Annotated in this window: 15 protein-coding genes and 1 tRNA gene; 8 read left to right on the top strand and 8 right to left on the bottom strand. The window is 58.5% G+C overall.

The window, feature by feature from the left end:
• The first annotated feature begins 6 nt into the window (after positions 1-6).
• Together U9R25_19535 and U9R25_19540 are read left to right on the top strand one after the other, a co-directional pair.
• Entirely contained in the window at positions 7-2,535 is a 2,529-nt protein-coding gene (locus U9R25_19535; GenBank protein MEA3338087.1) for a transglycosylase domain-containing protein, read from the top strand.
• Positions 2,536-2,543: 8 nt separating this feature from the next.
• Complete coding sequence (locus U9R25_19540) at positions 2,544-8,660, top strand: Ig-like domain-containing protein (GenBank protein MEA3338088.1); 6,117 nt, start codon at positions 2,544-2,546, stop codon at positions 8,658-8,660.
• Here U9R25_19540 and acpS read toward each other — a convergent pair.
• The 5 genes from acpS to rsmI all read right to left on the bottom strand — a co-directional run bounded on the left by acpS (position 8,647) and on the right by rsmI (position 13,081).
• Positions 8,647-9,054: a holo-ACP synthase gene (gene acpS, locus U9R25_19545; protein ID MEA3338089.1), complete on the bottom strand. Its 408-nt coding sequence runs from the start codon at positions 9,052-9,054 to the stop codon at positions 8,647-8,649. The two genes, U9R25_19540 and acpS, sit on opposite strands and share 14 nt — an antisense overlap.
• Positions 9,055-9,073: 19 nt before the next feature.
• Positions 9,074-10,432, bottom strand: coding sequence for a UDP-glucose/GDP-mannose dehydrogenase family protein (locus U9R25_19550; protein MEA3338090.1), 1,359 nt, complete (start codon positions 10,430-10,432; stop codon positions 9,074-9,076).
• Between the two features lie 31 nt (positions 10,433-10,463).
• Complete coding sequence (locus U9R25_19555; protein MEA3338091.1) at positions 10,464-11,486, bottom strand: lysylphosphatidylglycerol synthase transmembrane domain-containing protein; 1,023 nt, start codon at positions 11,484-11,486, stop codon at positions 10,464-10,466.
• Positions 11,487-11,718: 232 nt separating this feature from the next.
• The gene (locus tag U9R25_19560) at positions 11,719-11,988 is read right to left on the bottom strand and encodes a hypothetical protein (GenBank protein MEA3338092.1); all 270 of its coding nucleotides are present in this window, start codon (positions 11,986-11,988) and stop codon (positions 11,719-11,721) included.
• A 250-nt stretch (positions 11,989-12,238) separates the two neighbouring features.
• On the bottom strand, positions 12,239-13,081 hold the full coding sequence (gene rsmI / locus U9R25_19565) for a 16S rRNA (cytidine(1402)-2'-O)-methyltransferase (protein ID MEA3338093.1): 843 nt from the start codon (positions 13,079-13,081) through the stop codon (positions 12,239-12,241).
• Between the two features lie 45 nt (positions 13,082-13,126).
• On the opposite strand from rsmI, the gene U9R25_19570 reads away from it, so the two are divergent.
• Positions 13,127-13,537: a RusA family crossover junction endodeoxyribonuclease gene (locus tag U9R25_19570; protein ID MEA3338094.1), complete on the top strand. Its 411-nt coding sequence runs from the start codon at positions 13,127-13,129 to the stop codon at positions 13,535-13,537.
• A gap of 14 nt (positions 13,538-13,551) precedes the next feature.
• On the opposite strand, the gene U9R25_19575 is transcribed toward U9R25_19570, so the two are convergent.
• Complete coding sequence (locus tag U9R25_19575) at positions 13,552-14,895, bottom strand: hypothetical protein (GenBank protein MEA3338095.1); 1,344 nt, start codon at positions 14,893-14,895, stop codon at positions 13,552-13,554.
• Between the two features lie 584 nt (positions 14,896-15,479).
• On the opposite strand from U9R25_19575, the gene U9R25_19580 reads away from it, so the two are divergent.
• From U9R25_19580 to U9R25_19590, 3 genes are all read left to right on the top strand, one after another.
• Positions 15,480-15,740, top strand: a complete 261-nt coding sequence (locus U9R25_19580) for a hypothetical protein (GenBank protein MEA3338096.1) — start codon at positions 15,480-15,482, stop codon at positions 15,738-15,740.
• Positions 15,741-16,133: 393 nt separating this feature from the next.
• Entirely contained in the window at positions 16,134-19,304 is a 3,171-nt protein-coding gene (locus U9R25_19585; GenBank protein MEA3338097.1) for an SH3 domain-containing protein, read from the top strand.
• Positions 19,305-19,335: 31 nt separating this feature from the next.
• Entirely contained in the window at positions 19,336-20,730 is a 1,395-nt protein-coding gene (locus U9R25_19590) for a beta-galactosidase (protein ID MEA3338098.1), read from the top strand.
• A 44-nt stretch (positions 20,731-20,774) separates the two neighbouring features.
• Here U9R25_19590 and U9R25_19595 read toward each other — a convergent pair whose 3' ends face one another.
• Entirely contained in the window at positions 20,775-21,512 is a 738-nt protein-coding gene (locus U9R25_19595) for a hypothetical protein (protein MEA3338099.1), read from the bottom strand.
• Between the two features lie 50 nt (positions 21,513-21,562).
• On the opposite strand from U9R25_19595, the gene U9R25_19600 reads away from it, so the two are divergent.
• Both U9R25_19600 and U9R25_19605 read left to right on the top strand, forming a co-directional pair.
• Positions 21,563-21,639, top strand: a tRNA-Val gene (locus tag U9R25_19600).
• Between the two features lie 83 nt (positions 21,640-21,722).
• Complete coding sequence (locus U9R25_19605; GenBank protein ID MEA3338100.1) at positions 21,723-22,523, top strand: hypothetical protein; 801 nt, start codon at positions 21,723-21,725, stop codon at positions 22,521-22,523.
• 165 nt (positions 22,524-22,688) lie between these two features.
• Here the strand turns inward: U9R25_19605 and U9R25_19610 are convergent, their stop codons facing one another.
• Positions 22,689-22,940, bottom strand: a complete 252-nt coding sequence (locus tag U9R25_19610; GenBank protein MEA3338101.1) for a hypothetical protein — start codon at positions 22,938-22,940, stop codon at positions 22,689-22,691.
• Between the last annotated feature and the right edge of the window lie 34 nt (positions 22,941-22,974).

Raw genomic sequence — 22,974 nt, forward strand, 5'->3', positions numbered from 1 at the left:
TTCGTTATGTTCAAACGACCCTGGCTACTGATCGCAGCCACGCTGATCGCTCTCACCTGCCTCATCCTTGCGGGCTACTGGCTCGTTGGGGATCTGCCCGCGCCCACGGCTGATAATCTCCGTGCGGTCACGGCCAGCACCCTCATTTTCGATCGCAACGGCCAATTGATCTACGAATCCATTGGCAAAGAGGGCAAACAGACTCCCCTGTCATTTGACGAGATGCCGGAAGCCTGCTGGCACGCCACCGTGGCAGTCGAGGACAGTCGCTTTTTTCTGCATCCAGGAGTCGACCTCCTCGCCATTGGACGGGCAGCCTGGCTGAATTGGCGCAACGGAGGGATCGTTTCAGGGGCCTCAACCCTGACCCAGCAGTTGGCGCGCAATACCCTGATGACCACGGAGGAACGCTATGAACAGTCTTTCCGGCGCAAGCTGCGAGAAGCATGGCTGGCGTTGCGCATCGAACAACGCTTCAGCAAACAGGACATCCTCGCCTACTACCACAACCAGGTTTACTATGGCAACTTCGCCCATGGCCTGGAGGCCGCAGCCCAGGCCTACTTCGGCAAGTCGGCCCGCGAGTTGGACCTGGCTGAGTGCAGCCTGCTAGCTGGGCTGCCCCAGAATCCGCCGGGCTACAATCCGCTGCACCATCTGGAAGCGGCGCGCCTGCGCCAGTCGACGGTGTTGGGCCAGATGATTCTCAACGACCTGGTCTCCCGCGAAGAAGCGGAACTTGCCCTGGCGGAAACCCTGCATTTTGCTCCCAATCCCTTCACGATTCAGGCGCCCCACTTTGCCAGTTACGTCGAAAGCCAGGCAGCGGGGCTTCTGGGCTTCGACAGGATCAGCCGCGGCGGCCTTCGGGTTCACACAACCCTGGATCTGGATTGGCAACAGCAGTCGGAGCGGATCGTGACCAGAAGATTGGACCAACTGGCCGCAGACAGGGAAGCTCCGCCCGACCGGCGCGTGCAAAACGCAGCCGTTGTGATATTGGATCCCCATTCGGGCGCCATCCGCACCATGATAGGCAGTCCAGACTACTTCGATCCCACAATCGATGGCGCAGTCAACGGCGCTGTGGCCCTGCGGCAACCTGGCTCGGCCATCAAGCCGATCACCTATGCCGTTGCCCTGGACCCGCAACGCGCCGCCGACTCCGGGGAGCAGCCGCTGACGGCAGCCAGCGTTATTGCCGATGTGAGAACGGTATTTTCTACCGCCGAGGGAGAACCCTACGTACCCCAAAACTACGATCGCACCTGGCACGGTCCGGTCGGTATACGCACCGCCCTGGCCAGTTCCTTTAACTTGCCTGCGGTCAAGGTGTTGGATCGCATTGGTGTAGACGCTTTGATCAGACAGGCACAGCGCCAGGGTATCACAAGCTTTCGCCCCGGCCAGCGCTACGGACTGGCACTGACCCTGGGCGGCAGCGAGGTCAGCCTGGTGGAACTAAGCGGGGCCTATGGCGCCTTCGCCAATGGCGGCCTGGCCGTCGAGCCCTATGCCATCGACCGAATCGAGGACGCCGATGGCAATATGCTGTTTGAGATCGCCGAGCCGCGACCGCCCGGCAGAACCGCACCACTCCCTGAGAAGCGGGTACTTGACCAACGAATCGCCTATCTCATCACCGATATTCTGAGCGACAACAATGCCCGCGCCCAGGCCTTCGGCCGAAACAGCATCCTGAGACTCACCAGACCGGCTGCGGTAAAAACTGGCACCACCACCGATTGGCGTGACAACTGGACGGTGGGCTATACCCCGGATCTGGTGACAGGGGTTTGGGTGGGCAACGCCGACAATACACCGATGCACGGCGTCAGCGGCGTGAGCGGTGCAGGCCCTATCTGGCACGATATCATGGAGATGAGCCATCACAACCTGCCCGTTCGTGACTTCCAACAGCCACCAGGACTGGTGCGCATGGAGGTGTGCGCCGACTCAGGATTATTACCCACCGAGCATTGCAGCAGGCGCCACTCCGAGCTGTTTATCGCAGGCACCGAACCGGTTGAATTCGATACAGTATATCGTCCGGTTCTGTTGGACAGCTGCAGCGGTGGCCGGGCAGGTCCCGACACACCTGACAATTGTCTGGAGCAGGGCACGATCCGGGTCTACAGTCCTGAACTGCAGGAATGGGCCAGGGCCCACGCCGACAACGCCGGATTGGCTGGCAACCTTGACGACACCCACCAGTTCAACGTGCCGGTCCCAGGAAGCGGGGCAACGGAATCGGACCAGTTGGTGCTGACGAGTCCCGATCCCGATCGCAGATTCCGGCTTTCAGAGTCTCTGCCCGATGAACTCCAGCAAGTGAGGATTGCCGCCCATCCCGGACTGGAGACTCCCGATCAGGTCATGTTTTTGGTGGACGGCAATCCGGTCGGCAAGGCATTGCACGTGCCCTTCGAGGTCTGGTGGCAGCTCAGTCCAGGCCCGCACATGATCTCGGCGGTTGCCGAGCTGGCAGGTGGCGATCAGGTCACGGCGAAAGCCCTGTGGATTGATGTGCAGTAGGAGATATCATGGAACGAAAAACCGCATTCCCCATCCTTGTTGTAATTCTGGTGCTGCTCTTCTCGCTGGCGATCTCAGCTTGCGCCACCCCGCCGCCAGAATCAGGAACAGGAGGGGCGACAGAACCTGCCACCGCGCCTCGAGTCGGGTCACCAGAAAACGATCAATTGCCATCATCTGACACCCAGCCGGAACCAACGAACGAGGGCCGAGCAACCGGCGGCCCAGTCCAGGACCTGCCTCCAACAGTCATTGGCACGACGCCAGAAATGGGCCAGGAGCATCCCCTCGACGCGCCAATCGTGATCCGATTCGACCAAACAATGGACGCGCAGAGCACCGTAGACGCGTTCTCCATCGAACCGGAAGTCGCAGGCACCGCCCGAGTCCGGGGTACCGATCTGGTTTTTACACCAAAGGAGTCTTTCGACCGGGGGCAGTCCTTCCAACTATCAGTTAATAAATCGGCCACGGCAGTGAACGGCAAGCTGCTGGCGTCCCCGGTGCAATTGCGCTTCAACACCGCCGGCTTTCTGGAGGTGACCAGCTCACAGCCCGCAGCCGGCAGTCAAAACGTGTCGATAGACACGCCGATCACCGTCGTCTTTAATCGCCCCGTCGTGCCGTTGACCGGACTCGACCAGGCCGATTCCCTGCCCCAACCATTGACTTTCGAACCAGCGGTGATTGGCGAGGGTCAGTGGCTTACGACCAGCATCTACACCTTCCAGCCCGAGACACCCCTGGCTGGTGCAACCGATTACGTGGTCACCGTTTCGGCCGGATTGCAGGATACAACCGGGGGATTGCTGGTCGAGGACACGGTCATCGATTTCCACACAGCAAGTCCCATTGTGATCGATTTGCTACCTGCGGGGCAGCAAGTCTTCCCGACGACCGCGATCAGCGTGACCTTCAGCCAGCCGATGGATAACCTGACCAGCGAGGCTGCCTTCAGCCTGCGCAATACGCTCGACGATATGCTGATCGACGGGAGCAATAGTTGGTCGGCAAATGACCGGGTGATGCATTTCAAGCCCCATTCCCCGCTGGCTTACGACACTGCCTACGTGGCGCAGATAAACGACGGCGCCCGGTCCGCCGGGGGCGGATCGCTGCGGGAAGACTTTCAGGCCCGCTTTGAAACTGCGCCAGTCATCGCCGTTGTCGACAGCGATCCGGCCGATGGCCAGGAGTCCGTTTCGCCGGAACGAGATCTCAAGATCGGCTTCCAGGGTGTAGTCGATGACGATACGCTTAACGGCAAGACGATCACCATTCTGCCCGAGCCCACCAGTGTATTCAGCTATTTCTCGCGCTATGAGAATCGCTGGATAATCCGCTGGCCCATGTTGCCACAAACGCCCTATGAGATCATCCTCGACCAGGAAATTGCCGATGTTTTCGGCAACACGCTGGATGAGGATGTCGAGATTCGCTTCAGCACAGGCAATCGCAAGCCTTTCGCCCATTTAACCGTGCCCAACGAGATCGGCACCTATGATGCCTATACCAACACCCTGATCGCTGCGAGCTTCCGCAACGTCAGCCGCCTGGATTTCGATCTTTTCAGCGTAAGCGAGGCCGACACCCGTCAACTTCTGGGACCGGATCAGTGGGAAAGCCGGCACCAGTATCAGCCCGAACCGGATGCACTGATACGCCAGTGGTCGGCGGAAGTGGCCCCCGAGGTCAATGCCAACATGCTGGAAAAGTTTCCCCTGGCAGAGGATGGTGGCCCTCTGGATGCAGGCATCTACTGGTTGGAGATGCGAGCGCCGGAGGTTCGCTACCGAACCGGTCCCAGCACCCCCGGACAGGAGGTTTCCCGGCATCTGCTGGTTGTGTCGCCGCTCAACCTGATCGTCAAGAAGACCGCCGACGAGGTGTTGGTCTGGGTTACCGATCTGAAGAGTGGCCTGCCGGTGCCAGACCTTCCCGTTCGTGTGACCGGCCCTTCCGGCATTGCGGGAAACAGCGATTCCGACGGTGTGTTCCGTGGGCCCGTGAAACTGCTGCAACCCTGGCAGCCACTGACAGTGTTTGCGGGAACCGAAGCACCGACAGGATCCTTCAGTCCCCGGCCCTACGGCGTTGTCAGCACAGATTGGCAACAAGGACTGAGTCCCTGGGATTTCGACCTGAGAAGTGAATTCCCGCCGCCCGAATGGCAGGGTTATTTCTACACCGATCGACCCATCTACCGGCCTGGGCAGACGGTCTTCTGGAAAGGGGCGATCCGCAAAGATCAGGATACCACCTATTTTCGGCCAGACACCGGAACTGAGCTGGAAATCACGATCCAGGATGGGCAGGGCAACCAGGTGTTCAAAGGCGTCGAGGAAACCAATCTATTTGGCACGCTTCATGGTGAATTCGCCCTGGACGAGGAAGCGGGCCTCGGCTCCTATCGACTGGAGGCCAGGCTTCTCGATGCGGGCCCCGCGTCCGGCAGAAAACCCAGTTTTTCGCACAACTTCCAGGTGGCCGAGTACCGCAAGCCGGAGTTCGAGATCGAACTGTTCACCGACCAAGACGAATACCTGCAGGGCGAAAGCGTGGCAGTAGATGCAGAGGCGCGCTACTTTTTCGGAAGCCCGGTGCCCAATGCACGAGTCGTCTGGTCGGTGTTTAGCAGCGATTCCTATTTCAACTTCACCGGAGATTCCGGGGGCACGTGGTACAGCTTCAGCGATTACAGAGGCTGGGATCCTCGAGAGCACCAGAAGCATGGAGGGCCAATTACCAGCGGCGTTGGCGAAACCGACAGGCAGGGACGATTCTCCTTCGAATTCGTGGCTGAAATTGCCGACAAGCCCCAGAGCCAACGCTTCAGCATCGACGTACGTGTGGTTGACGCCAGCGATCAGGAAGTGTCTGCCAATGCGGGTGTAACCATTCACAAGGCATTGGTTTACCCCGGTATTGCACCCCGGGACTATGTTGGCCGCGTTGGTAAGAGCAGTGCCATCGATCTGATCACGGTCGACTGGCAGAGCCAGCCGGTTCCTGGTCAGCCTTTGAGCATCCTGGTCAGCAAAGCCGACTGGAAAACCGTACAGGAGAAAGCTGAAGATGGCAGGTTCTACTGGGTGACCCGAGTTGAAGAGACGCCGCTCATCACCGAGACCCTCTCCGCTGGCGAAGATGGCGAGGCTGTTTTTGCATGGACGCCGGAAGCAGGCGGCCAGTACAAGATCAGTGTCGACGCTGTGGACGAACAGGGCAACCGGGCGCGCGCCGCAGCTTTCCAGTGGATCAGCGACGAGCCAGCGGTATACGTGAGTTGGCAGGTCGAAAACAACGATCGAATCGATCTCATCGCGAACAGTCCGATCTATCAGGTCGGTGAGATAGCCGAAGTATTGGTTCCCCACCCCTACCAGGGTAACGTCGAGGCGTTGGTGACAATTGAACGCGGCAGTATCATCGACGTCGAAAGAATCACGCTGACGGGCAACAGCGAAACCCTGCAGATTCCCATCGAGGCCAGCTATGTGCCCAATGTCTACGTATCGGTCGTGGTCATCAAAGGTCAAGGCACTGAGGGCAACGACCTGGGCAGCTTCAAGTTGGGATATGTTGAGCTCCCGGTAGATACATCCACCCGGGAACTCCAGGTTAATCTGACTGCCAGTCAGGTGGAGCTGAAACCTGGAGACCCGGTCACTTTCACCCTGGAAGTGAGCGACCACGACGGGCAACCGGTGCAAAGTGAGTTCTCGATGGCTCTGGTGGATAAGGCTGTCCTTAGCCTCTCCCGCGCCGACGAACCAACGATGGTTGAAGCGTTCTATCGCCAGCGTGGCCTCGGCGTTCAGACCGCCAGCACGTTGGTCTATAACCTGGATCGGCTCAACCTGCAGTTGCGGGAAGGCGCCAAGGGGGGCGGCGGTGGCAGCGCGGATGAATCGATGTTCGATGTTCGCAGCGAGTTTCAGGACACAGCGTTCTGGGAGCCGGCGATCGTCACCGGCGCCGACGGAAAGGCAACCGTCTCTATTACCCTGCCTGACAACCTGACAACCTGGCAGCTAGACAGCCGCGGTCTTTCAAATGACACAAAGGTCGGGCAGGCCAAGGCCGAGATCATCACGACCCTGCCGTTGCTGGTTCGCCCCGTCGTTCCTCGGTTCTTCGTCGCAGGCGACCGCGCTGAAATCGGAGCAATCGTCCATAATAACACCGACGCGCTGATCGACGTGGTGGTGGAAATCGAAGCCAGCGGCCTTGAGATAGATGGCGAACTGGCAAAACCGGCCGCCATCGAACCATTCGGACAAGTGAGGGTCTCCTGGCCCGTGAAGGCGATATCATCCTCCGAGGGCGCCTCAGCGGGGGAGACGCTGATCCGTTTTACGGCCTGGGAATTGACCCATTTATCTGACGCCCTACCACTGCGGGATGGCGTCGAGGTCACCATTCCAGTCTATCGCTACAGTTCTCCAGAAACGGTGGGAACCGCAGGTACGGTTGCCCTCGGCGAAGAACGACTGGAGGTGATCGTGCTTCCGCCGAATATCGACCCGGAGCAAGGTGACTTGCGTATTGTCCTGGAGCCGTCGTTGGCAGCGGGTATGATCGGCAGCCTGGAATGGCTTGAGCTCTTCCCCTATGAGTGCAACGAGCAGATCGTGAGTAAGTTCCTGCCCAATCTGGTAGCCTACCGGTCCTTGACGGACCTGCAACTCGACGATCCTGAACTGGCAGACAACCTTCAGAGCCAGATTTCAATTGCTCTCCAGAAGCTGCTGCAACGCCAAAACCCTGACGGCGGATGGGGCTGGTGGGGTGGGGAAGAGAGCCAGGCGTTCGTCACGAGCTACGTTGTCTATGGACTTGTCGAGGCCGGTAAAGCAGGCTTCCATGTGGACCAGGATGCGCTCGACCGAGGGCTGGACGCACTGGATCGCAGCCTCGAACCGGTCGATGACCTGGAAGGCTGGCGCCTCAATCAACAGGCGTTTTCGCTTTACGTGCTTGCCGAGGCGGGGCACGGGGACATGGCACGCTCCGTCGGGCTGTTCGAGGTACGGGAACGGCTGGCTCATTATGGACGGGCCCTGCTGGCGCTGGATTTCGGCCTGCTGGAACAGAAAGGAGAATTGGCTGCCAGAGCCCGCATCGACACCCTGCTGGAGGATCTGACCGGCGCAGCCATCCTTTCGGCCACCGGCGCCCACTGGGAAGAAGAAGCACACCATGGCCAAACCATGAGCACCGATACCCGCAGCACCTCCATGGTATTGTCAGCGCTGTCCAGGCTTCAATCGGACCACGCGTTGGCACCCAATGTGGTACGATGGCTGATGTCCGCCCGGAAAAGCGATCGCTGGCAAACCACCCAGGAAAACGTGTGGGCCATTATTGCCCTGACCGACTGGATGGTCGCCACTGGCGAGCTGGAGGCCGACTACAGCTATCTGGTCGCGATAAACGGTGATGAGTTGGCCGACGGTACGGCAACCCAGGAGAACCTGGATACCCCCGTCGAACTACGGGTAGCGATGCAGGACCTGTTCCTGAATCAGGCTAACGCGCTGACGATCTCCCGTTTTGCTACGGCCGGCCAATCGGGAGAGGGTCAACTCTATTACACAAGCCACCTGAACACCTATCTGCCGGCCGCAGACCTGGAAGCGCGCGATCGGGGAATCGTGCTGGCGCGGGAGGTCGTTGCCGTCGATCCTGTCACCGGCGAGGCCGGCGACAGGCAGGTCAGCGAAGCGGCGGCCGGAGATATTCTGCAGGTCACGTTGACCATCATCGCCCCCAACGATCTGAATTACCTGGTAGTAGAGAGCCCCTTGCCTGCCGGGACGGAAGCCATCGACACCAGCCTGGCAACTACCAGCCAGACCTATCAGGGCCCGCGATTCGGGTCAAAGCAGGAGCAAGCGTATCCGGGATTCTGGTGGTGGACGCCCACCCACAACGAAATAAGGGATGAAAAGGTGGTACTTTTTGCGACCGCTTTGCCGGCCGGCACCTACCAGTACTCCTACCAGATGAGGGCAAGCCTGCCGGGGGACTTCCATGTGCTTCCCGCGACAGCACAGGAGATGTACTTTCCGGAGGTTTGGGGCCGCAGCGGCGGTTCGTCGTTCACCGTCATCGGTGATTAAGGTTCGGTTCAGCCCACCCCAGAACCATGGCCACTGCGAAGTCATTGGAGTGCGAAAGGCTCAGTCGCCACTGTGTAAGGCCAAGTGCCTGCGCCCGGGACAATGCTTTGCCGTGGAGTCGAATGCCAGGTTCACCTGACGGTTGCCGGCATACCTCGATCTCTGTCCAGTCGATCCAACCGCCATCGTGGGCTTCCTGGGGCGCCCAACCAGTCCCCAATGCCTTGCTGACAGCTTCCTTGGCGGCCCAGCGCGCAGCCAGCGACTGAGAACGCTCCGCGCAGTAGTCGATCTCGCCTGCGGTGAATACGCGCTTCAAAAAGCGCTCGCCCCAGCGCGAAACGGCCCGCTCAATGCGATTGACCTCGACAATGTCGACTCCGATTGAAAACATGGTTGTAACGTGATACCGATCAAGTCTTGCTGGGAACGGCGGGCGTCATAGTGACGCGCGTGTTTTCACCATTGAGGGTATTGCTGGACCGGCCAATGGCATGATAGCGGAATCCTAACCCCACCATCCGTTCCGGGTCATAGATATTGCGTCCATCGAAGATCACAGGCTTTGCCATGGCACGGAAAACACGCTTCATGTCCAGATGCCTGAATTCGTTCCACTCGGTGCAGACGATGATGGCATCGCAACCCTCCGCCAGATCATAGGGATCCTCAGCCAGCTGCAGATCGGCAAGATCGCGGGCGGCGACCCCCATTGCCACGGGATCGTACGCCTTTACCTGAGCGCCTTCGTTCCAGAGAAGGTGGGCAATCTCTACAGCGGGCGCCTCGCGCATATCGTCGGTATTGGGTTTGAATGCCAGACCAAGCAAGCCAATCACCCGGTCCTGCAATCCGCCCAGTTCCAGGCGCAATCGGTGAATTGCCTTGCGACGCTGGTCCCGATTGATCTCCATGACCGCCCGCAAAAGCGACGGGTGGGCACCGTGGATCAAAGCCATATGCTCCAGCGCCAATACATCCTTGGGGAAACAGGACCCGCCATAGCCCAGTCCCGCATCGAGAAAATAAGGTCCGATGCGTCTATCGTAGCCCATTCCCACGGCCACTTCTTTGACATCTGCTCCCATCTCTTCGCAAATGGATGCAATCTCATTGATGAAGGAAATCCGCGTTGCCAGGAAGGCATTGGATGCATACTTGATCATCTCGGCAGTGCGCAGGTCGGTCACGACGATGGGCGCCCGCAGTGCCAGGTGCAGTTGTGCGACCTTTTCCGCAGCTTCCTTGTCGAGGGAGCCAAGGACGACCCGGTCCGGGTTGAGGAAATCGTTGATAGCCGCGCCCTCACGAAGGAACTCAGGATTGGAAACCACAGCAAAATCGATAGGGGCCGGCTGGTTTTTTGTGATGATATCGGCAACCCAGTCGCCTGTACCGACCGGCACCGTGCTTTTGTTGATGATGATCAACGGCGCTGACATGGTGCGGGCGATCTCCTCTGCGGCCATGCGAACGTAGCGCAGATCGGCCTCCCCATCGACCCCACTGGGCGTCCCGACTGCAATGAAGGCGAACTCTGCAGCTGCCAGTCCCTCGGAATAAGAGGTCGAGAAGGTCAACCTGCCCGCGCGCACATTGCGCTCGACCACCTCCTCCAGGCCTGGTTCGAAGATCGGCATGATTCCCTGATGCAGTTGTGCGATCTTTTCCTCATTGATATCCACACAAACAACCGAATTGCCCAGGTCAGCAAAACAAGTCCCGGTGACAAGGCCAACGTAACCGGTGCCAACGACGCAGATTTTTTTCATAAACGATGAAAAACCTCCATAGCAGCTTAATCTAGCCAGAACTCAGGCTGGAAGTCCGTTCCACCTGGGCAGTCTCCACATCGGACCAGGCAAGCTGCCTGCGGCGGAAATACCAGAGTCCCAGGATCGTGATGGGAAACCAAAGGGCGACATGCAACACAACGGTGTAGCCAAAGGCCAGTTCCTTATTTACCCCGTAGGCCGTTAAAACCGCAATGCCCGGCGCATCGAAAGTGCCCACATAACCTGGCGCCGAAGGGATGGTCGTGGCCAGATTCACGATGCCATTCATCAGCATCAACACGAAGAAGGGCACCGGAAATCCACCGCCCAGATGGGCAAAGCCCTGCATGACGAACCAGTATTTTACTGTCTCCGCCAGCCAGATGAAAACCGAGGTGACAAAGACCATGATGACATCGCGCCCGCTCCTGAAAAAGAGCAAACCCTCAAGAAACCGGCCCAGAAACGCATCAGCCTGATCCCGCAACCTGGGAGGGATGAGCCGGCGAACCGTATTCTCATAGACCCCCTGAGTAAGCTCAGGTTGCGTGGCAAAGAAAAAGAAGAGAGCCAGGGCAATCAAGAACGCGGCGCTAGCCCCGACCACAAAAATGCGGAAATCATCAGGAATGGGCACAAAGGGCAGAGCGATAAATACGAACAACAGCATGACCAGTCCATCGAAGACGCGCTCCACAACGATGGTCGCAATACTGGCGCTCATGGGGATATCATCGGTGCGCTTCAAGACATAGGACCGCAGAACCTCGCCGGCACGCACCGGGAAAATGTTGTTGCCCATATACCCGATACAAACGATCGAAAAGAGACGCCACATCGGGACTTCCTTGATCGGACGGAGCATATAGTGCCAGCGCCAGGTGCGCCCCCATACACCCACAAAATAGATCAGGACTCCCGGAATCAGCCAGTAATAGTTGGCTTTCTTAAGCCACTCGAATGCAGCTTGAAGATTCAGCCCTCTGAGTGCGAGATACACGAAGACTGCGCTTATTCCGAGACCAAAGAACAACCGTAAATATTTTTTCATGCGGGATGTCGCAGCATATCCAGGGATGTACAAGGGGCGCCGCCCTCGCCAACCCGTTTACCACAATAAGGTGGGTGGCGCACGACTTCAAGCGCCATCCCTATGCTAACCTGCATTGTATGATGCAAAGATGAGGTAGTATAATACATCTTTTCGCGTTCTGCCCAAAATAGAAAGACGGACCAAGCAAGTCAATGCTCGGCCCGTCCAGTGAAATTGTATCTCGAATAGGTCAGCTAGCTGGTGCCGGTGCTGGTTTGATATTCTGAGCCGGCATTACCGAATCGCCAAGGATCCGCTCCAGCGCCATAATATGGCTGCACACGCCCATGCGTACGGCCTCCTCACAGGTACAGTGCCAACGCCCTTCCTCTTCGTAAGTTACCCGGTAAGTGTTATGTTCCCCTTCAAAGGTGGCCTCAAAACGGTTGAACTCAACTCTGTCCCGCTCCTGTGCATACTGGCGTGCCTTGATAATACGACTGACCAATCCAGTGTCCATGCGGTCCTCCATTTTGGTAGGCTATGGATCCAAACGATAATGGCAGGAGAGTCCCTACTTGCCTCTGACAAAAAACAGAGGACACCCCAGCGCGCGTAACGCTTCAGTGTCCTTTCGTAGGCCCTTTCTTTACGAGTGGCATCCAAGCTCTGGGCATAAAGTTCGGTCTCCTTTGTCAGCAAGGACTGGATCCAGTCCCCTCGCCAACTTGTACTCAGTATACCCATTCGGGCCCGCTTTGTCAATCGATTTATCCACCGAAACCCCTACGAAATTCATAAACGTCGTTGCGCTTCCACCCACTCAATCTGGCCACGATTCGCGCTACGGCTGATGGCGCCAGTCCTTCTGAGGTCAACATCTCTACCGCACTCCTGACCTGAGCCGAGTTCCAGACCTCCTGATCCCTGACCTGACCCGTTCCGCCGAGCAGCAAGGTAATCTCACCGCGCGGTGGGTGTTCTGTGAAGTAAACAGCCGCATCGGCCGCCTGCCCTCGCCACATCTCCTCGAACCTCTTTGTGAGTTCCCGGCCAACGGCGACGGAACGATTTCCGAGTACGGCCAGCAGATCCTCCAGGGCGGCCACCAGTCGGTGGGGGGACTCAAAAGCCACCACAGTGCCTGGTTCGTCGGCTACCTGTGCAAACAGCGCCCGCCTCGCCGCCGCCCTGCGGGGCAAAAAACCGACGAAGAGAAATCGATCTGCGGGCAGTCCTGAAATGACCAGCGCCGAGGTGATGGCCGATGGCCCTGGCACCACCTGAACATCGTGCCCTTTCTTCAGCACTCCGGCCACCAACTGGTATCCCGGGTCGGAAATACCCGGCATCCCCGCATCGGATACCAGCGCTACATCCTCCCCCCGATCCAGAACCTCAATAACCCGCGCCAATCGACTCTGTTTTCTCGAATCGTAGGCATCGGTGAAGGTCACCATGGATGTCCCGATGCCATAGCGATCGAGCAAGTGGCGCGTCACCCGCGTATCCTCGGCAGCGATGACCGCCACCTCGGAGAGAACGCGCTGTGCCCGAAGGGTGATATCCTCCAGGTTGCCAATCGGCGTACCAACCAAAAACAGGGTTGCCATTCAGCCTCACTTGCAGAATCAGAACAGGCGTGCTACAATAACACTATGTCAACTCTTCGGGTTCGTTTGAGATTGCCCCTGCCGCCGAGCATCAACCAACAATATGCGACCGTCAATGGCCGCCGCGTCCTCAGCCGGCGATCCCGGCGTTACAAAAATCATGTCGTCTCGCATATCAACAGCCTACGACTCAAGGGCAAAATCCCCGAAGAACTTATCGTGACAGCCAAGCGCGGTTTTGTCGCTCTCTTCATAGACTTTTATTTCGAAACGCCATTGCGAAGGGATCTTGACGGCGGATTGAAGATCGCTCAGGATGCGATTTGCGACGGAATCGGCACCGACGATCGACGGGTGGTCGACATCCACCTGGTTAAACGAACTGACCGGGAGAATCCCCGCATTGAGGTAGAGTTGGAAGCCCTGGAGTGCTGGTCGTTCGACGGCCGCCAGTAGGTCCCGCAACTGGACTATTCAAATGACTCCGCCAGACGGAAAATAATCCCTGACCCCCACGGTTCATCGATAATCAGCAGCGCTAATTGGTCACTGATAGTCCGCTGCACGTCCTCCATGCTGAGCGCCATGCCCTCCACGTTGTAACCAGGATCCAGCCCAAGCCGTCCAACAAGATTCTGTAGCCGCGCTATTTCGACGCGGGCAAAAGCAGACTCGCTGGAACTGGGCAGAATGGCAACCTGGTCTCGATATAGGACATTCAGAAAACCGTAAACCTCCCCTTGGCGGGCCGCAATCGTTTCGCTCTGAGATTCCCACTCTGGCACGAGCGAAATACCAAGAGCGCCATTGGCGATCATGGACTTCAAGGCCAGCCAGTTCAGATACCCCAGCACGACCCCTGCTTTCTGCGAAAGCAAAAGCGAAGCCTCCAGGTTTTCATCGTACAGAGCCTGGCGCAATCCATCCTCGGCAATCAGCGCCCGGGCGAGAGCCGCTCTGGCCCCTTCTATCTGGCCAGAATCCCCACTGTCCCATGCCTGCAGAAACCGGTAGACAAGCTGGTGACGTTCGTTGATGGTGTCCAACAGGTGGCGAGGTTCAGGCACCGTTTGCCGGAACGAGGGCAGGAAAGGGCCCTGCACAAGCCGCGCATCGGGTAGGCCAACGGGCTGCCGGATTAGATCGCCAATATACTGTGCCTCTCGCTCAAAGCCGGCTTCCTCGTACAACCTGAGTAGCCTGCGGGCGATCTCCTGGCGCTGCACGGGCGCCAACAATGGACTGTAGCGGGCCAGCGTCTCGGCTTGGTCAAGACTGGGCCGAGCAGTTTCCGCCATATCCAGGCCAAGGAAACCTTCAGCCGCTGCCAAAGAGGCCTCTGCCCGTGTGATGTCGGGCAATGCAGGACTGAGGGCTGCCAGCGTGTGCATTTGTTGATAGGCCAATGCCACAAGATCAAGAGCCCCGGCCGTTTCAAACTCTTTGGCCAACGCCTGAAGATCGCCAGCCCGTTCTGCATCGGACAACACAGAGCTGTAGGCCAGGATCGCGTAGGCCGTATCCGGTTCGCCGGCCTCCAGAGCCTCCCAGATGAGCGTCCCGGGGGCCTCGTCGAGCAACGTCAAGACAGCGATATCCGGCCGCACACGCGTCGAATCAACTGCCGTAGTGGGATCTTGCCAAGTCCAGCCCTCCGCCTGTTGATCACGAAGGACAAAAAAGGCAGCAATCGAAACCAATCCCACGACCAGGGCAAAGATCAGAAGCCCAATCAGGATGAATATGGGCCAGTTTCTCGTCCGCCGACCGGCATCGCCCTCAGATTGGGCATTGCTTGTGACTGAACCCTGCATATTTCCTCAATTGAAAACCGGCATATGCCGTCAACGTCTGCCCGCCAACAAATCGTGAGTATACCATGCTGGCTTTGGCCTGTCCAACATCGCCGGGTGCAGTTGGATCGATACCTTGCCGACCGCCGACTGCCGTCCGTCGTCCGCGGTATTCTGAAGGCCGCGTCGCCGTGTCGCAAAGTCGCCGTGTCGCCATGTCACAATGTCACCATGTCGCCGTGCCGCCCCTCTCCGTGTCCCTACCTCACGGTATGCCTAGCTCACGCACCGCTTGCTGCCTCTCGGCACGCCTGCTGGCGTAGCGTGCTGGCGGCGTCCCCCCTCTCCGTGTCCCCGTGTCGCCCCTCCCCGCGTCCCCGTGTCTCCGTGTCTTCTGGAAGCTGTCTTCCCAGCACATTGTTACCTGCGAAACTTCAGCTGCTAAAAAGAGGGAGTGGGACTACCCAGGAAGAGCAATGCATGTTATCATCTGACGTTACGCAGTTCTTCCGATGCCTTCCCGACCACTGACCGCTGACCGAGGACCGCCTGTAAACGACGACAGACCGCGGCCTGCCGTCTTCTGAAAGCCATCGAGAGAGACTATGGAGCAAAACGATTTCGAAAAGGCTCCTCCTGGTGGAGGCCGAAAACCAACCAACTATCGCTCCATGCGACAGCGCGATGATCGCAATCTTTTCCTCGCGGTCATCGCCTTCCTGTTGATCGTCGGCGGAGGATTGATCTTTCTGGTCTACGGCGGCGGCGCGCTCATCACAGGGATGGCCTGCCTGATAGCCGGCGTGGGACTAATGGTTCTGCTCTGGCTGATCCTTACCGTGATAGAGAAATGGGCGAACCGTTAATGAGCAGTAAACATGGCACGGTTAGCCGCGAGTTCACCTTTGCCGAATCAAATGGCATGTGCTAGAATAGCGCCCATGTGTCGACACTTGACGCGCATGGCGCGCGCAGAGGTCTCCGGCTTGACGGTCGCCCAAAAAAGCGTTTCGATGACCGGAAGCTGGCGAGGTGGAGATTGCAGCCAAAAGCCAGGTTCGCAGCCAAGGACGGACTTCCTGGACTGGATTTTCGGTGGAACCACGCGTTGATACAGACAAAATATGAGCAAGTGCCCGGGCTCGATGCCAGCTTTCGGCAACCGGTCCGGGCTTACCTTTGCGTTTGCCTGAACGACTGCCATCATTGCAACCGGTCTCAGACCCATTCAGTTTTCAGGCAATAAGGAGTTCAAAACAATGGGCACAGCCTCTGCAGGCAACAAAGAAAACCGCACCCTTCCAGCATTGATTATCACAGGCCTGATAGTTCTCTTGATTTTGGCGATGGTATTGCCCCCGGTATCGCTTCCGTCGAGAATCGCATCTGCCGGTATGGAATCGATCTCTGCCAACACGGACAGCGAGGTTTCGAATTCCGATGGCACGCACGTTGCATTTCCCGCCTACGGCGTGGCTCAAGACTTCAGAACGAAACTCACGAGCATCGACAGGTTGAAGTTTCTTGCAGGCGAGGCAGGCGAAGAAGCCCGGCTGGCCGCGGAACAACTTCCAGGCAATCTCATTCCAAAGAGCCCGCTCTACTCGCTCGAATCGAAGGGAACTGCCCCGCTGGCATCGGTGTTGACAGTCGGTGTGCCCAATGACAGCCTGCCCTATGAAACCCTTGATCTCTATTCATGGGCGGATTCGCAGTGGCAGTTCATCCCCAGCCACGTGATTCCCTGGCAGGATGACGATAAGATCCTTGCTGAGCTCAACTTCGTTCCGTCATCGTTCATGGTGATGCAAACCGAGGCCAATCCGCCGCGGGCTTCGTCAGTCCTGCCGGCAGGCAAGGCGCTGCCGGACAAGGGGAGGGACGCGTTGACCGATATCAATCCCTACGGGCTCTTCCTGGAGGGGGATGGCACAGTCCGGGGAGACTTATCGGCCGAGGCCACAGTGACCGGCTCCTATGGCGTCGTGCCCACCGTACGAAATTGGGCAGATGACGGCGTGGTTCGGACCGATCTGCTCGACAATCTACTGCTCAGCCCCGAGCTGCAATTCAATCAAGAGGAATCGATAGAGGGATTGCTTGCCAGTGGCAACTACCCCGGCATCGAAATCGATTACCGCGGCCTCGATCCAACATTGAGCGGTGAATTCACGGGGTTTATCGGCCGGCTCGCTGATTTACTACACGAAAATGGAAAAACGTTGACCTTGCGAGTGGAGCCGCCACGCCAGATTGCGGAAAACCAGTGGCAAACCGGCGGTTACGACTGGCGTGCACTTGGCGAAGTGGTCGATAGCTTCAGGATTCCAGCACCGATCGACCCAGAAGCCTACGCACCCGGTGACCAGGCCGAACAGCTGCTCGACTGGGCAGTCGGTGAGGTACCGCGCCATAAAATCGAACTCGTATTGCCGGCCCGCAGCGTGGAACAGGCCGGCGCCTATTTATTGCCGATGGGCTATGATGAGGCATTGACCCCGCTGCTGGGCGAAGGCCGTTCCACCAAGCCAGTTCTTGTACCGGGCGAACCGGTCGATCTCACCCTTTTCAACGACCGCGTCATCGGCGGATTGAGCTATGACGATCAAAACGGCATGTTTACCTATTCCTATCGGGACGACTCGGGACACATGCGCACCGTTTGGATCGAGAACGCAGCCAGCATTGCCAAAAAACTTGAACTGGTCGGGGACTACAACCTGAAAGGTGTTGTTCTCGAGCATCTTTTCGAGGAGGGCTACGACCCTGATGTTTGGAGCGTTGTGAGGGAGTTCCTGGCCGGCGAAATGCCGGAACGATCGAGCAACTACAGTGTCGTCTGGTCGATTACCGATCCCACAGGCCAGGTCTATTCCCAGGAACGCCCCCTGGATGCCGCTGGCTTGACCTTCGTGCCCCCGGCAGCCGAGGGCCAGGTCCAGGTCAATGCCAGTATTGCCGACGGCGGACGCCTTGTAGCCGCAGGTAAATCCTTTGAGTTGGTGATGGCGACGGCGACCCCTGAAGCCACCGCTACGCCCCTCCCGACGCCCACGCCAGCTGCCTCGCCCACACCTGAACCAGCGAAGTTCGCCTCCATCGTAGCGCAGCAGACCGTCAACCTGCGGGATGGACCCAGTACGGCATATAAGGTCGTCGGCCAGGTCAAGGCAGGAGAAACACTGGAAGTGACCGGGAAAAACGAAGACGCCAGCTGGTGGCAGGTCGCGCAATCGAACGGTGATCCCGCATGGATTGTGGCACGCCTGGTAAACACCAGAGGGCCCATCGATCAGGTAGCGGTCGCCACGGATATTCCTGAGCCGCCCAAGGTAGCCTCCTCTTCAGGTGGTGGCGGCCCATCGCCAGCCCCGAGCCGGGCAAGTACTGGCTTTTTTGGCTACGGTATTCAGGCACACATGGTCGACAATTCTCAGGCATCTCAAGTCATGAACATGACCACTGGTATGGGCTTTAACTGGGCAAAACAGCAGGTCGAATGGAAACGGTTCGAGCCCGATCCAGGAAACTACGCCTGGGGCGCGCTTGACCCGATTGTCAACGCCGCGGGAGCTTCCGGCGTCAGCCTGCTGCTGAGCGTCGTCAATGCACCCAGGTGGGCACGCGGTGGTGGGGCCGATCTCAGCGTCGGTGGCCCGCCGGAGGACCCAAATACCTTTGCCAATTTCCTGGGCGCCCTTGCCGGCAAATATTGCGGTAGCTCGGTCAAGGCCCTTGAGGTATGGAATGAACAGAACCTGCATTATGAATGGGGCAATATGAACATTGACCCGGCTGCCTACATGCGGTTGCTGAAGCCCTCCTACAATGCCATCAAACAGGCCTGCCCCTCGATGATCGTCGTCAGTGGGGCGCCGACCCCGACTGGTGCGCCGGCACCCTGGGCCATGGATGACTTCGCTTACCTGGAGGGCATGTACCAGAACGGGTTGAAGAACTTTTCTGATGCGATCGGTGCCCACCCCAGCGGCTACAATGTGCCGCCAGATATAGGCAGCAACGAAGCCTGTGCGACAATCCAGCGCACCGGCAACAGCTTCAATGGACCCTGTGACGCCCCCCATCATTCCTGGAGCTTCCGAAGTACCATGGAAGGCTATCGAAACATCATGGTGAAATATGGCGATGGCGCCAAACGAATCTGGCCCACCGAGTTCGGCTGGGCCGCCGGCGGTGCCTTTGACGACCGTTACGCCTATGCCAACGACAACTCTTACCAGGAACAGGCCGAATGGACTGTGCGAGCCTATCAGATGATGAAAAACTGGGGTTTCGTCGGCCCTGCCTTCCTCTGGAACCTCAACTTCCGCGTGGTAGCCAACGGCACCGAAAAAGCGCAGTGGGGCATCGTCGATCCTGGCTGGGGAGCGTTGCCGGCCTATAGCGCGCTGCAGGCCATGCCGAAGTAGTATCGATAAATCGACACGGAACGATAGACCCATGCCAAAACAAATCGTTTTTCTTCTGGTTGTGATAACGCTGCTGGCCACTGCGTGTGGCGCTGCCGAGCCCACCTTAGCTCCTACACCGACAAAGACGGCTACACCCCAGGTAGTGGCGACAACGGTTCCCACCGATACACCGACGATGGTGCCACCGACCGTTACACCTGTGCCTGAGATTCCGACAGACACGCCTGTGCCACTACCCACCGACACGCCGCTACCGGTGGAGAATACACCTGAACCGGTCGATAGTCCTACAGCGGCAGCAGCGCCAACCGACACGCCGCTGCCGCCACCACCTCGGCCTCCAACAGGCAATCTGACCAGTATGGCTTCCCCCGACTTCGGCGCCCAGGCTTTTCTCTGGTGGCGCGATGATGTGGCAGATAGAGACCTGACCCTCATGGAGAACGCGGGATTCACCTGGGTTAAGCAGTGGTTCGCCTGGGCGGATATCGAAGGCCGTGGCAAAGGGCAGTACGATTGGAGCATCCCCGACAGGATCGTCAACCAGGTTGAGCAACATGGCCTGAAGTTGCTGGTGCGGGTCGATCGTGAACCATCCTGGGCCGGACCACCCCCGGGCAATACGCAGCATTTTCTTGACTTCCTGGCAGCGCTCACATCCCGCTACAAGGGAAGAATCGACGCTATCCAGATATGGAATGAACCAAATTTGGCCCGGGAATGGGGCGGCAGGCCACCCAATCCTGCTGAATACGCCCGCTTACTGCAGCTGGCCTACAGCACCGTAAAATCGATCGACCCTGATGTGAACGTCATCACCGCAGGCATGGCCCCAACCGGGACATGTTGCGATACCGCCATGCCTGATACCGACTTTTACACGCAGCTATACCAGGCTATGGGCGGCAATTCTGATGGCTATTTCGATATGCTCGGCGTCCACGGCGCGGGATTCGCCGCCCCCCCGGAAGTATCGCCAGACGAGACTGCTGCCAATAAACCGGATTATGGCGGCGAGCGCTTCTTCTCCTTCCGCCACATCGAGGATATCCGGAACATCATGGTCCAATTCGGAGATGCTGACAAGCGGGTGGTCGTACTGGAATTCGGCTGGACCACCGATCCCAGGCCGGACAGCCCTTACTACTGGCATGGTCGCGGCGCGGGAATCCGCGAGAAGAAAAAGGCTGACTACCTGCGACGAGCCTACGAATGGGCGAAAAACAACTGGCAGCCCTGGATCGGCCTTATGAGCCTGATCAATATGCCGGATCTTGAGTGGACCGAGAACGACGAGCAGTATTGGTGGGCCATCATGGATCCGAGTCCAGTCGACCAGCTGCACTTCCGCCACGCGTACGTCGAGCTCTGCCTCTATTTCAACGAACAACTGGGACGGCCCCGCTGCCAATACGCGCCTTAGCCCGGTCAGAAGACGGCGGTCAGCGGTCGGCGGTCCGTGGTCGCCTATTGACGCCGCCAGTCGACCACATGACAGGCGGCGTCTGCTTCAACGCCATCCCTGTGATGAACCTCAACCACGGGGCTGATGATGGCTCCCGCGCCGTCGACGATTTGAATATAGTGCACGTTGGGCGTATCGCCCAGGGGAAAATCATACTGGCCCCGGTCGAGTTCGCCCGCCTTGGTTTCGACGACCTGTTCATTTCCCCACTGGTCGTAGCGCCAGAGACGAACACCACTGAGAGGAGCACCATCCAGAGCGCGCACGGTGCCCTTGATCGAGGCACCCGAACAGTTTTCCGAACTATGGTGCACTAGCCCGTCTTTCGTAAAGGGAAAGGCCACTGCCGATAGTTCTGGCGCTTCCAGCGTGGGCGTCGGCGGAGCGGGCGTTACGGTGGCAGGCTCCGAAGCAATCGTTCTTTCAGGTTCATTCCCCTGGGCGACATCAAGTGGCGCCTGATCGGAGGGGATGGCCGTAAAAACAGGTTCGCCTGGCGGCACGACTGCTTGTTTCTCCTCGGTGACGGGATCTGGTGCCGACGAAGGCCTTTCCGGAGCCGGGAACCGGGGAAGAAACGCGTCGATATCGAGATCCCTCAGCATATCACCCGCCGTTGCCACAGCGTCCAGTCTCGGCACCTGGACGGCGGGCACCAATCTACGCGCCATCGTAGCGCCAAGTACAGCTGCTGCTAACACGAGAAAAAACGCCAGGCCATAATACCGTCGTTGTCGCATAATTCAACTTGCCTGCATAACCCTTCGATGCTATAATCAAGCCCTGTCCGGGGCGAGTAGCTCAGTTGGCTAGAGCGCTGCGTTCACATCGCAGAAGTCAGGGGTTCGAGTCCCTTCTCGCCCACCAATTGGGAACCGGCATCCACTGGGAGCCGGTTTCACTTTTGTCCACCCCCCGATTATACCTGCTGTTGGCCCACAAACAAGTTCATGAGTCCGCCCGCCACCCATCGACCCAATATCTGGTCTCCCCTACAGCTGACCTGGCAGGACTCCCTGGTTCCCTGGGTGATCGGGTCAATCGTCGTTGGAATCGCAGGGGCATGGCTGGTTTGGCTGGCCACGCGCCGACGATGGCAATGGTCATCTGCTCTGCGGAGCTTTCTGGCTTCGCAGACGGGCGAAACCTTCTCCTGGCTTTTCCGGCTGGCCTGGTTGATTCTCCCGGCGTATGCCACTTTGCTCATGGGCCTCCTCTCCCCTCGCCTCATGGGTTTGACACAGGTCAGTTGGGGAATCGACTTCGCGTCCGGGGTGGCGTTTGCCCTTTTCGGTGGAGGAATCTTGTTGATAGCGGGTCTATCCTATCGACGGAGCCACACCACGCCCAGGCAAATCAGCTCCACCTCGGACTCCACAGTGCGTGCCATCCGGTTGATCCTGGAAGCTGGGGCGCTACAGTGGCACTGGGCCTTTTACCGCGCAGCGCTCATCGGCAGCGCCCCAGCCGGCACTGTAGATAACCTGATCGCCTGGGGCACCTGGACAGCCGCAGCCCTGGTCGTAACTGAGGGTATTCTCAGCCCCCTCTTCTGGAGGGACCTTCGCACTCCGGGCCTTGCCGAAAGACGTGTGTTGCGGGCCGTTTTGCTGGTGGCCACCAGCGTCCTCTACCTGATCACTGCCAATTTCTGGCTGGCGTGGGCTCTGCATGCCAGCGTCGTCCTGATGCTGGAACCCCGCTTCGTTTCCCTGGTACAGCCGGGCATAAATGACCATGAAGGTGTGTAGATCCGGCTGGTAGCCGGACAATCGTGGGTTACTAAACACCCGGGTTCTGCCCCGCTGTTAACACCCACGCTGGCGCGAATTCCTCAGAAATCAATCAATTCAAAAACCGGCAAATCGGGGGATTCGCCGGTTCTCTTCGCGTGAAAGTGAGTTACGGAAATGCTGTTATTGAATGATGAAGTTCAGGGCTATCAAAATAATCAACATCACCCCCGCAACAATGAACAGGCGCCGCAAATCCACAGCCACGTAGTGGTACTCGGCGGCAAGATCAACCTGGCCTGACGACCCGCCGGTGCCGGCAGGTGCCGTTGTCCCTGTTGCCGGGGCTGCCAGTGTAGTGCTGGCCGGAGCAGCCGCGGCCTGGGCATTGGTCTTGCCTTTTTGCGATCGACGTTTGCGAACTTTTTTTGCCATAAGTGCTTTTCCTCTGCGATTGTGTGTACGGCTA

It is taken from the genome of Chloroflexota bacterium (assembly GCA_034717495.1).
Lineage (GTDB): Bacteria > Chloroflexota > Anaerolineae > JAAEKA01 > JAAEKA01 > JAYELL01.